Raw genomic sequence first — 11785 nt, forward strand, 5'->3', positions numbered from 1 at the left:
CCCGCATGTCCCCCAGGTCTCCCTGTCCCCCAAGCCGTGTGAAAGAACCCGCCCGATGAAAAAGAAACAATAAGGTGAATGTATTCTTTCTTAGAAGATAGTCCGCCGGGCAGTGAAAAGGAAAATCAAGCGGAATGGCGGCGGCGGATAGCCCGGCATGTGTGTGGCCCGTCGCCAAAGCCTGAAGCGCCGATTTTCCTGGTCCCGCCACCTGGCGAAGAACAGGCGGGCGGGAGCGGACAAGTCCCGATAGCAATCGGGATTTGCTCCACTTTTCATTCCCGATTGATCGGGAGAAAAGTGGAAAAAATAAAAGCCAAATATTAATCGACGCCTATTAAAAATCAGGGCTGTTCGTGTTCCTTCGTAACAGTATTTACAGGTGCGTGAGGACACGCACCTTGGTATTCGGTGTCTCCCAAGCCGCGTTTCTAAAAAACAAACCAGCGGAAATAAATCCCGCTGGTTGCACAGATACACTCAAAAAACAAATCTGCTCTTTATGCGCCAAACCTGTTAGGTCTGTATACCGCGGCGGGCAGACCTAACAGGTTGCCACCTCCACCGCAGGTGTTTGCTTTACCCACCGCTGACCGGCCAGCAATAGCACCAGCGCCAGCAACCCGCTGGCGGCAATAATGATGGCCAGGGGGGCTGGTGTTTTATTATCAAACACACCCGTAAGCGCTGCGGCCAGGGCACCCAGTCCCATTTGCAGTGCACCTAATAAAGCCGAAGCACTGCCCGCCTCCTTGCTAAAAGGCAGGATGCTCAACGCCGCGGTATTGGGAGAACTGATACCCAACGTACAGAAAAGGAGAAAGATAACGGCGATGGTACCATACAATCCTAAAATACCGCTAGTAATACCCGCCAGCAGCACAAACCCAATGATCGTTTGCAACAGGATGGATGCGGTAACCAGCTGCTCACTGGAATATTTTTTTAATAAGACCGCATTTAACTGGCTGCTGCCGATAAGCCCCGCCGCTATAATGGCGAAGATGGCACCATACGCGGTTTTGGATACGCCAAAATATTCCATAAACAAATAGGGCGAACCGGAGAGGTAGGCAAAGAGCCCCGCAAAGGAAATGCCACCCGCGAAGGCATAGGTAAAGAACTGCGGATTTTTTAATACCCCGCCAAAGGCATTGAGGATGGGCCGCGGTTTTAAGGACACCGATGCATCCGGCGCGCGGCTTTCCCGGAACCGGAAAATAACAGCGGCCAGGGTAGCGGCGGCGATCAGCGCCAGGATGATAAATACATCCTGCCATTGATAATAGGCCACCACGTAGCTGCCAAAGGTGGGCGCCAGGATGGGGGATACTCCTAATAAAAGAATGAGCAGGGATAATACCTTGGCATTATCTTCCAGCGGAAACAGGTCGCGGGTAATGGCCCGTGGTGCTACCATGGATACGCAGCAACCCAGGGCCTGGATGAACCGCAACACGATCAACGCTTCCGGTGTGCGTACCAGCACACAACCAATGGATGCGGCTATGTAAATGACCAACCCGATGATGAGCGGGCGCTTTCTGCCATAACGGTCCAGCAACGGCCCACTGATCAGCTGCCCGATGCAAAGCCCGATAAAGAAGCTGGACAGGGAATAGGCAATGGTGTTGATGGAGGTATGCAGGTCTTTTGCCATGGCCGGAAAGCCGGGCAGGTACATATCTATGGAAAACGGACCAATGGCGGTGAGTAAGCCAAGGATGGCGATGAGCACGATCCTTGTTCGCTTATTATTAATATCAGTTGTTTGCATAAAAACAATTGTTTTATTGGAACGCAAAACATTTTCCTTTTTTACCGCAAAGGCGCAATGATTACGCAAAGGGTGCAAGGCGGCAGGGAAGATGTGCTGCACTATTTCCATCCGCCGCCGAGAGAGCGGTACAAATCTACCGCGGCGCTCAGCTGCAAACGGTGTATGTTGGCGAGGTTGAGCTCCGACTGCAATACATTGGATTGTGCGGAGAGCACCTCTATATAATTGGCCATACCGCTTTTAAACAGCAGCCGCGCATTTTTTATGGCCAGCTGTAAGGTATCTGCCTGGTTGCTGGCAATGGTCTTTTGCTCCTTTAATTTTTCCGTGGCCACCAGGGCATCCGATACTTCGCCAATGGCCGTAAGTACAGACTGGCGGAACTCCAGCACCGATTGCTCCCGCTGGATCTTTGCCGTTTCCAGCTCTGTCTTTAACCGGCGCTGCTGAAACACAGGTTGGGTTACATTCCCCAGCAGGGTACCAAACAGGGATGCGGGTATATTAAACCAGTTATTGGCCAGGTAGGAGTTTAACCCGCCCTGCGCGGTAATGGACAGGCTGGGATACATATTGGCCTGGGCAATACCGGCTTTTGCATTGGCGGTGATGAGCTCCATTTCCCTGGCGCGCACGTCGGGCCTCCGGCTAACGATAGCGGAAGGGATACCGGGCGTTAACCATTGCGGCACATCGGAGCTGAAAAGTCCTTTGCCCCGCTCTACGGCCGCGGGCAGACTGCCGGTTAAAATGCTGAGTGCATTTTCCTGTATGGCGATGTTCTGCTCCAGCTGGGGAATGAGCAGGGCGGTGGATTGCTTTTGTGCCTCTACCTGTTGTACGGCAAGGGTGGTTACCTCACCGGCGTTGCGCTGCAGCTGGGTAAAGCGGAGCGTACTATCCGTTAATGCCAGGTTCTTTTTGGCGATGTTCAGCTGCTCATCCAGCATCAGCAGGTTATAATACCCTTGTGCAATATTGGATACGATCTGCGTTTGCACGGCTTTTGAAGCCTCGTAGGTTTGCAGGTACCCAGCCATGGTGGCTTCTTGCTGGCGGCGGATCTTGCCCCAGATATCGGCCTCCCAGGTAAGGTTAAAGGCGGCATTGAAATCTTCCACATGCTGCTTTTTGATAAAGCTGCCGATGCTTAACCCGTTTAAACTGTTGTTAGACGGGTTGGTGGTTTGCCCGGTTACGCTAAAGCTAAGCTGGGGCAGCTGCAACAATTTGGCCTGCTTTAAGGTTTGCTCAGATGCGGCTACGCGTTTGAGCGCGATCTGCAGGTCGTAATTATAGCTAACACCCTTGCTGATGAGGCTTTGCAAAGCAGGATCTGTAAAGAACTGCTTCCACTCCACATCGGCAATGCTGCTGGTATCGGCCGTGGCCACTGCGCGAAATTCCTGTGGCAGCGGCACTTCCGGGCGTTTATATGCTTGTCCTACTTTACAGGATGCCGCCGTAACCAATAATGCGATCACCGGCAGCAGGTATTGTAGGGTATGTCTTCTTTTCATATTTAAATAATTCATAGTTGATTTTGATCCTTTTGAAGAACTTTTTATGATGCTATTTACTTTCTGTCGTCATGCTGAGCGAATCCCGCATGGCGGGAGTAGCCGAAGCATCTCTGAGTTATCATACCGTCCGATATTTGTGAGACCCTTCGGCTCCACTTCGTTGCGCTCACGGTGACGAAACAAAATTTGGGTCAAGCTGAACTTGTTTCAGCTTCTATGCGCGGCTCACATGGACCCTGAAACAAGTTCAGGGTGACCATAAGTGTGTTTGCAACGACTATCCCAATTCCCAATCCTCATCATCATCTGCTCTTTTTGCTACGATCTTTTCCTGCAAATACTGGAAGATGATGTATAGCACGGGAATGATGAACACACCCAGCAACACACCGGTAAGCATACCCCCTACGGTACTGTAGCCGATGGAGTGGTTACCGATGGCGGAGGCGCCTTTTGCAAATACCAGGGGCAACATACCCACGATAAAGGCAAAGGAGGTCATCAATATCGGGCGCAGGCGCAGCCTGGAGGCTTCCAGCGCCGAGGCTACCAGGCTCATGCCTTTTCTTCGCCGCTGTACCGCGTACTCCACAATCAGGATGGCGTTCTTGGCCAACAGCCCGATGAGCATGATCAACCCGATCTGTACATAAATATTATTTTCCAGTCCGGCAAAGCCGATGAACATAAATACACCCAGTATACCCGCGGGTACGGTAAGGATCACCGCCAGGGGCAGCACATAACTTTCGTACTGGGCCGCCAGGAGGAAGTATACAAAGATGATGCTGAGCAGGAAGATATATACCTGCTGACTGCCGGCGCTCCGTTCCTCACGGGTAATACCCGTCCACTCATACGAGTAACCTCTTGGCAGGGCTGTCTTTGCCGTTTCCTCAATGGCACGGATGGCATCCCCCGTACTAAAGCCCGGCTTGGGCACCCCGTTAATCGTAACCGCATTAAAGAGGTTGTTACGGGTTACGGTTTCCGGACCAAATACCCGCTTCAAGGTAACCAGTGTTTTCACCGGTACCATTTCGCCCAGGTTGTTCTTTACAAAAATACCATCCAGGGAGGCGGGGTCTTTACGGTAGGGAATATCTGCCTGCGCCATTACGCGGTAGTATTTACCAAAACGGTTAAAGTCGGATACGAAGCTGCTGCCAAAATAGATCTGCATGGTCTGCATCAGCTCGCTTACGGATACACCTAATTGTTTGGCTTTTATAAAATCCGTTTCGATGGTATACTGCGGGTTGCCGGCGGCAAACGTGGTAAATGCATACGCGATCTCCTTCCGCTGCATCAGCGCGCCGATAAAGGCTCCCGCGGTATTGCCCAGCTTTTCCAGCGGACCATTGGTACGGTCCTGCAACATAAACTCAAAACCACTTACGTTACCAAAACCCTGAACGGTAGGGAAGTTGAAGAAGAAGGTATTGGCGTCCTTTACCGAAGTAACCTTGCGGGTAAGGGTGGCCGCAATTTCATCCGGGTTCTTCAGCTTGCCGCGTTTGTCCACATCCTTCAGCCGGATAAAGCCGGCGGCATAAGGAGATGCACTGGCGCTGCTGATAAAGTTCAGTCCGTCGATAACCCAAAGGTTATTGGTCGATTCTTCCTGTTTGATGATCTTATCAATTTCCGCGGTGGCTTTATGGGTGCGGTGCAGTGAACTACCCGGAGGTGTGTTTACGGCATACAGCACAAAGCCCTGGTCCTCCGTAGGAATAAAGCCGGAAGGCGTTTTTTTGATGAGCCAGTAACTAACCCCGGCGATGAGCACCAGCCCAGCAATGGCGATCCACTTTCTGCGGATGAGGAATTTTAAACTGCCGATATACCGGTTGGTGAGGGTGCGGAACCCTGCATTGAACGCGGTAAAGAAGCGGGCCATAAATCCTTTCTTTTCGTGCGGATGTCCTTTTTCGCCCGGTGTATGCGGGTTTTTAAGGAACAGGGCACAAAGCGCCGGGCTGAGCGTTAACGCGTTTACTGCGGAGATTAAGATGGCGATGGCCAGTGTAAAGGCAAACTGCCGGTAGAATACACCCGCCGGGCCCTGCATAAAGCCAACGGGTACAAATACTGCGGCCATTACCAATGTAATGGAGATGATGGCGCCGGAGATCTCGTTCATGGACTGCACCGTAGCCTTGCGCACCGGCATGTCTTTATGCTCCATTTTTGCATGCACGGCCTCCACTACCACAATGGCGTCATCCACCACAATACCAATGGCCAGTACCAGCGCAAAGAGCGTTAACAAATTAATGGTAAACCCAAAGAGCTGTAGGAAGAAGAAGGTACCCACGATGGCCACCGGCACGGCAATGGCCGGTATGAGGGTAGAACGGAAGTCCTGCAGGAAGATGAACACTACGATAAACACCAGTATAAAGGCAATGATCAATGTTTCCCGTACCTGGTGGATGGAGGCATCCAGGAACTCCTTGGAGTTGTACATGGTAACGGGTTTGATGCCTTTGGGCATGGTGGTATACAGTTCACCCAGCTGCTTTTCTACTTCTGTAAGGATCTCATTGGCATTGGACCCGGCGGTTTGTAAGATCGCAAAACCGGAAACGGGTTTCCCGTTCAGCCGGTTATTGGCATTGTAGGTAAAGGCGCCAAATTCCACGCGGGCCAGGTCTTTCAGCTTTAACACGGAACCATTAGGGTTGGCCTTGATGATGATATTTTCGTAATCCTCATGCTGGTTCAGCTTGCCTTTATATTTCAATACATATTCAAATACCTCATCGCTATTCTGTCCTAACCGTCCGGGGGCTGCTTCCAGGCTCTGGTCCCGGATGGCGCTTAATACATCCTGTGGGGAGAGATTGTTGGCCGCCAGGCGGTCCGGTTTCAGCCAGATCCGCATGGAGTAATCCTTGGCGCCAAATACCTGGGCCTGGGCCACACCGGGGATCCGCTGTATCTGCGGGATTACGTTGATCTTAAGATAGTTTTCCAGGAACAGTTCATCATACTGGGCACTGTCTTCACTGTAAAGCCCGGTGAACATGATAAAACTGTTCTGCACCTTTTGGGTGGAGATGCCCGACTGCACTACTTCCTGGGGGATCTGATTCACGGCTTTGGAAACGCGGTTCTGCACGTTTACCGAAGCAATATCGGGGTCGGTACCCTGTTTGAAAAATACCGTAAGGGTCATGGTACCGTCGTTGCTGGAGTTGGAGGTCATGTAGGTCATGTTCTCCACACCGTTAATGGCTTCTTCCAGCGGAGTGGCCACGGAACGCGCTACTACCTCGCCGTTGGCACCGGGATAGGTGGCGGTAACCTGTACGCTGGGCGGCGCAATGTCCGGGAACAGGGTAACAGGAAGCGCAAAGAGTGAAAGAATACCCAGCAAAAGCAGGATAATGGAAATAACCGTGGATAACACGGGTCGTTGTATAAATTTCTTTAGCATGATATCGAGTTGTAAGTATGCTGTGCGTAAATAATGGAGTAAAAGATCCCTGTGCGGCAGGGGCTGCTGCTTTATCAGGACGCTTTTACAGCGGTGTGCTGTGCCGCGAAGAATAAGTTTTGTTGAAAGGGTTGATCAAAAAGCCCGTTTGTCATGCCGGCCACCGCGGCGGATCGACATCTGATAATCGTCTCTTAATAGATTCTGAAACAAGTTCAGAATGACAGACCTCTATTAAACAGACTTTTTGATCAACCTAAATATTTCCCGTTAAATCGGATTCGCCTTTAACACGCTGTCGGCTGAAACGATCTGCGGCTGAATCGGCGTTCCGTCTTTTAAATTACCGGTGCCGGAGAGCACGATTTTTTCGCCTTTGGAAAGTCCTTTGTTTACAAAGTAGTAGTAGGAGGTTTTACCGGAAACGGCAATGGGTTTGCTGGTTACCTTGTTGCTGCTGTCTACTGTAAATACAAATACTTTATCCTGGATCTCGAACGTAGCTTCCTGTGGTACCACCAATACTTCGTTAAAGAGCTGAGGCAGGCGGATCTTGCCGGTATTGCCGCTTCTTAATATTTTATTGGGGTTGGGGAAGGACGCGCGGAAGTTAATGGCGCCGATGGTTTTGTCAAACTGCCCCTGAACCAGTTCGATCTTTCCTTGCTGCGGATAAATGGTATTATCGGCCAGCAGCAATTCAACAGAAGGAACGTTCTTCAGTTTCTGCTCAATGGTTTCGCCCGCGTACTTGTTTTTAAAGGCAATGAAGTCGGGCTCACTCATGGAGAAGTAGGCGTACATCGTGTTCACTTCACTCAGCACGGTAAGCGGCTGCGTTTCACCGCGGCCTACCAGGCTACCGGTTTTGAACGGGATGCTGCCGATATAACCGCTTACGGGCGCCTTGATCAGTGTATAACCTACATTGATCTGCGCGTTGCCCACCATGGCCCTGGCCTGCGCCAGTGCGGCGGTGGCGGCGTTGTAGTTGGCCTTTGCGGTTTTCAGCTGTACGTCGGAGATCACGGCGTTATCTACCAGTGGTTTCAGACGGTCCAGGTCTACCTGTGCCTTTTGTACATTGGCCTGTGCAGCCAGTACATTGGCGCGTGCGTTGTTCAGCGCTTCGTTATATAACTGGGCGTTGATCTTAAATAACGGTTGCCCTGCGGTTACGTAAGCGCCTTCGTCTACGTAGATCTTCTCCAGGTAGCCGTCTACCTGGGGCCGTACTTCCACGTTTACCTTTCCTTCCAGCGAAGCCGAAAATTCCTGGTAAACGGTTACGGGTGATACGGGCGTGCCCATTACCGGCAGTGCCGGTGCCTGGTCTTGAGGGCTGGGGTTTGCCGAGCCGCTTGTGCAGCTGTGCAGCGATATGGAAAGCGCAATAAGCGCAGGTACAATAATGCTTGTGTGGATGGTATGGTTGTTTGCTTTCATCTGTAGTGTTGTTTTTTGAGTCAAAGAAATACATATCCTGCCGGGGTGCATACCGGAGAAAGGCGCCCAGGGTATTGCCGGGGCCAGTGATCCTGCTAATAATGCAATTTCTGCGTGTTAGGGAGTGGCAACCATTGCCCGTTGTCATCCCGCAGCGAAATGCACTAAAAAATAATTACTATTTGAATTGTCGTCTTTTTTGGCTTAAAGATTTTCTATAATGTTCACCACCATTTGATCGAGCACCGATACATTCATTGTTTGCGGAACATCAGCGCTTCTTGCGATCATGATTGAAGTAAAACCATGTATTGCCGACCAGAAAGCGTGCGTTTTATAACACGCGGATTCAATATTGGTTTTCTTTTCAACGATTATTTTTTTTATGATTTCATAAATTATATCCTGTAAGGCTCCAAATTCTGTTTTCATCTTTCCTTCTCCGCAACAAGGCATGCCTACGCCAAACATGAGTTTGAAATAGCTCCGGTTCTTGAGCGCAAACTTCCAGTAGGTATCTACCAGTGCTTTCAGCTCTTCCCGTGGCGACGCCTTTTTTGAGATGGCTTTGTGAATATTTGACAGCAGCAGTTTAAAACCGTCCTGCGAAATCTCAAAAAGAATGGCTTCCTTGTTGGCGAAATGATCGTAGATCACGGGTGCGCTGTATTCGATGGCATCTGCGATCTTTCGAATGGACAACGATTCCCAGCCTTCATTCTTTACCAGCTGCAAGGCTGCGTCGATGATCTTCTTCCGGATCATTTCTTTTTCTCTCAATTTGCGCTCTGCTACACTCATAAAAAATAAATTTACCTAACAGTGTTAGCAAAGTTAACGGTGTTTTGAAGCTACTTCCAAATTTTTTTTGAAATGCTTCCAGCTCAAACGTTTGTTAGTGCCAACCCGTTGGTAGTTACTTCCTTAAAGTGTTGTAATTGTAGACAAAGCACCTGCGTATTGCTTAATACTGTTCTTTAAAAAAGGTAACCTGATTTTTTTGCTACGGCTCAAAAGTAATTCAAAAAACTAATAAACCAAATAATTACTTTGTTTAATTTGTGTGAAATAATTGTTACGAAACGCTGCTGTTTTATTTGGAGGACCGAAGCTAAAACAGGGAAGTGACAACAGTATGTCAGGATGCTTTTTAGCTTTTGATAAAGATGGTGCCGGTTTTTTCTACAATAATTTTTTCAAGGCATCAGCGTCGGGTAATATTTTTCTCAGACGGGCCGGCAACTGTTTACTGGTTTTGTAGGTGGCAACGCCCATTGCATTGTGCATGCTTTTAAAGGCATATTCCAGGACTTTATTATTCTTTTCTTTGCAAAGGATGATGCCAATGCTATTATGTTCGTGGGGAAGCTTTACCTGGTCGTCCAGCAGGTTCAGGTAAAAATTAAGCTTGCCTGCGTATTCAGGTTTAAACCTGCCCTTTTTTAATTCAATCGCCACCAGGCACTGCAATACGCGGTTAAAGAACAGCAGGTCAGTAAAAAATTCTTCTTCGTTAACCATCAGCCGGTACTGCGTGCCCATAAAGGCAAATCCTGTTCCCAGGGACAGGATGAACTGTCTTATATTATTGATGATCTTACTCTCAAACACCCGTTCATCATCCTCCGGACTGATATTAATAAAATCGAGCAGGTATTCATCTTTGAAGGTATCCAAAGCACGTGCGGCTATTGTTTTGGGGAGCGCTTTCTGAAAATTATTAGGCAACTTCCCTTTCTTGTGATAGAGGCGGCTTTCGATATGATGTTGTAAAAGGATCACCGTCCAGTGATGGGCCACAGCTTGCCGCATATAATAGATCCGTTCGTTTAACTCTTTGCATTTGTTTATTACCAGCATATGATGGGTGAAGCTAAGTGCGGTAAAAATGGTGTCAATAAACGGAGCATCTAATTGGGCAGTTGGCGACTGCCCAATTGTGTTTTTTAATGAAGAACGCGACTTTTGTTTTGAGGAGACCGGTAATTGGGCAGTTGACGACTGCCCAATTAGACCCCCCTGATAACATTCATAAAACTGCCGCATATTTTTCAGGCTCCTGTAAGAAAAACCGCGCAAACCTGGTAACTCTTTTTGCAAGTCGGCAGCGATTTGCTGCAACACTTTATCTCCCCAGCTGGCAGCGGTCAATTTTTCGTGCAGGCTGCGGCCAATACTGAAGTATAATAAAAGTAACTCGCGATTCACCAGTTTTGCTGCCTGATAGCGGCTTTGTAATATCTGTTTCTTTACTGTTTGTACAAATTGGAGATAAGGTTTTCCTGGTTTCATATTGGTGTTTTTTAGATCAGGTATTTGATGCCGTCCGGAGACGGCCTTTTCATGGGGGATATTAGCAGTATAAATATATAAAAAAAATATATAAATATAGTGTTATGCGGTTTTCTTTCTTTTCGCAACGAGCAGCGGTATAGTGTTTCCCGGCCAAAGGGAGCAGGATTATACGTGACAGTCAGATGCAATGAGCCATAATTTCCGGCATTTGCTGCTTTTTATTCTTGATGTTGCATCTGGCTTTAGCGATAAAAGGTATACGTGACCTCCAGTAACCGGTCTTCAAAATAATCTGCTACTTTGGCGAATGCCGACTTGCGCTGGATGGAGGTTAAAAAGCCCTCGTTATTGTAAGTCATGGTTAATGTGCTAACGATCTGTCCGCCCCATTCATTTTCCATCCGGACCAGGTTCTGGTTTTTGTCGTAACTGTATTGCTCATTCCGTGGATCCGGCCGGTTTGGGTTTTCCCGTATGCCCGTCAGTAAACCATTCTGGTAATTATAATATTCGGAAGGCGTTAATTTGGCGTCGCAGTCCCTGTGAAGAAACAGGAGTACCGGTACTCCATTCTTATAATAAAAAGTTTTACGACTGCTGCAGGTGTCCCGGTCCTGGTATTGTTTTTTAAAATCAAATATTTCGGTCTGTTCTACGGCGTTGGCGCCATTTTCCGTATAGTACCGGTAGTGCCGGGATGAAAAATTATTTTCCTCGATTTGCTTTTCGTAAAAAGCGTCACCAGGGGCATGTCCGTTTATAAGGGACCAATAGCTGCCAGGTACTGTTTGGTAATTCATGATACTGCCTTTTTGCGGCCTGCCGGGCATGTCTGCGTCCAGGGTGAAGTTCCGGATAACGGAAAGCGTTCCTTCCTCATTGTAGGCATATTTACTGGCTCTTACGAGCCCGTTGTGGTAATCGATTTGAGCGGTATAGTCGATATTGCCGGTGGCCGTATAACCATAAACGGTATAAAATACGGTATCTGTTTGTTCGCCCTCCCGCTGCAGGGTAATAAAACCAGTTGTTCTTCCGTTGGTATCAAAAGAATAATGATAATCGCGTCCGGTCTTGTCCTGATCGTACAGTATAAGGGTTTTGACTTTTTTTGATTTTATAAACGCCGGGTTGAATGGAAAAACCGTTTTGGAAAAATAGCCCTCCTCCTCAAAAGGCGTTACCTTGTAAAATGGCGGCGTTTGAGCAATACCGGTATAGGCGATTGTTATAGTAACACCGGTAAAGAGACAGGTTAAGTAAAGGGAGATCATTTTCGGGTGCTTCATGCTACAAAAA

7 protein-coding genes are annotated in these 11785 nt (G+C 48.6%); all 7 read right to left on the minus strand.

The window, feature by feature from the left end; all coding sequences use genetic code 11:
• Nucleotides 1-544: 544 nt before the first annotated feature.
• Complete coding sequence (locus BLS44_RS05180; protein WP_090389180.1) at nucleotides 545-1777, minus strand: multidrug effflux MFS transporter; 1233 nt, start codon at nucleotides 1775-1777, stop codon at nucleotides 545-547.
• A gap of 101 nt (nucleotides 1778-1878) precedes the next feature.
• Nucleotides 1879-3315: an efflux transporter outer membrane subunit gene (locus BLS44_RS05185; protein WP_090388969.1), complete on the minus strand. Its 1437-nt coding sequence runs from the start codon at nucleotides 3313-3315 to the stop codon at nucleotides 1879-1881.
• 265 nt (nucleotides 3316-3580) lie between these two features.
• Complete coding sequence (locus BLS44_RS05190; RefSeq protein ID WP_090388970.1) at nucleotides 3581-6745, minus strand: efflux RND transporter permease subunit; 3165 nt, start codon at nucleotides 6743-6745, stop codon at nucleotides 3581-3583.
• 270 nt (nucleotides 6746-7015) lie between these two features.
• Entirely contained in the window at nucleotides 7016-8191 is a 1176-nt protein-coding gene (locus tag BLS44_RS05195) for an efflux RND transporter periplasmic adaptor subunit (protein ID WP_090388971.1), read from the minus strand.
• Nucleotides 8192-8395: 204 nt separating this feature from the next.
• Nucleotides 8396-8992, minus strand: a complete 597-nt coding sequence (locus BLS44_RS05200) for a TetR/AcrR family transcriptional regulator (protein ID WP_090388972.1) — start codon at nucleotides 8990-8992, stop codon at nucleotides 8396-8398.
• Nucleotides 8993-9373: 381 nt separating this feature from the next.
• Entirely contained in the window at nucleotides 9374-10483 is a 1110-nt protein-coding gene (locus BLS44_RS05205; protein ID WP_090388973.1) for a PDDEXK nuclease domain-containing protein, read from the minus strand.
• A gap of 245 nt (nucleotides 10484-10728) precedes the next feature.
• Complete coding sequence (locus tag BLS44_RS05210) at nucleotides 10729-11775, minus strand: hypothetical protein (RefSeq protein WP_090388974.1); 1047 nt, start codon at nucleotides 11773-11775, stop codon at nucleotides 10729-10731.
• Between the last annotated feature and the right edge of the window lie 10 nt (nucleotides 11776-11785).

Origin of the sequence: Niabella drilacis (genome assembly GCF_900101395.1) — a bacterium.
Lineage (GTDB): Bacteria > Bacteroidota > Bacteroidia > Chitinophagales > Chitinophagaceae > Niabella > Niabella drilacis.

Excerpts from the sequence above, each read along its gene's own strand:
- BLS44_RS05195 (WP_090388971.1), bottom strand. The coding sequence starts at position 8,191 with ATGAAAGCAAACAACCATACCATCCACACAAGCATTATTGTACCTGCG.
- BLS44_RS05210 (WP_090388974.1), bottom strand. The coding sequence starts at position 11,775 with ATGAAGCACCCGAAAATGATCTCCCTTTACTTAACCTGTCTCTTTACC.
- BLS44_RS05185 (WP_090388969.1), bottom strand. The coding sequence starts at position 3,315 with ATGAATTATTTAAATATGAAAAGAAGACATACCCTACAATACCTGCTG.
- BLS44_RS05180 (WP_090389180.1), bottom strand. The coding sequence starts at position 1,777 with ATGCAAACAACTGATATTAATAATAAGCGAACAAGGATCGTGCTCATC.
- BLS44_RS05190 (WP_090388970.1), bottom strand. The coding sequence starts at position 6,745 with ATGCTAAAGAAATTTATACAACGACCCGTGTTATCCACGGTTATTTCC.
- BLS44_RS05205 (WP_090388973.1), bottom strand. The coding sequence starts at position 10,483 with ATGAAACCAGGAAAACCTTATCTCCAATTTGTACAAACAGTAAAGAAA.
- BLS44_RS05200 (WP_090388972.1), bottom strand. The coding sequence starts at position 8,992 with ATGAGTGTAGCAGAGCGCAAATTGAGAGAAAAAGAAATGATCCGGAAG.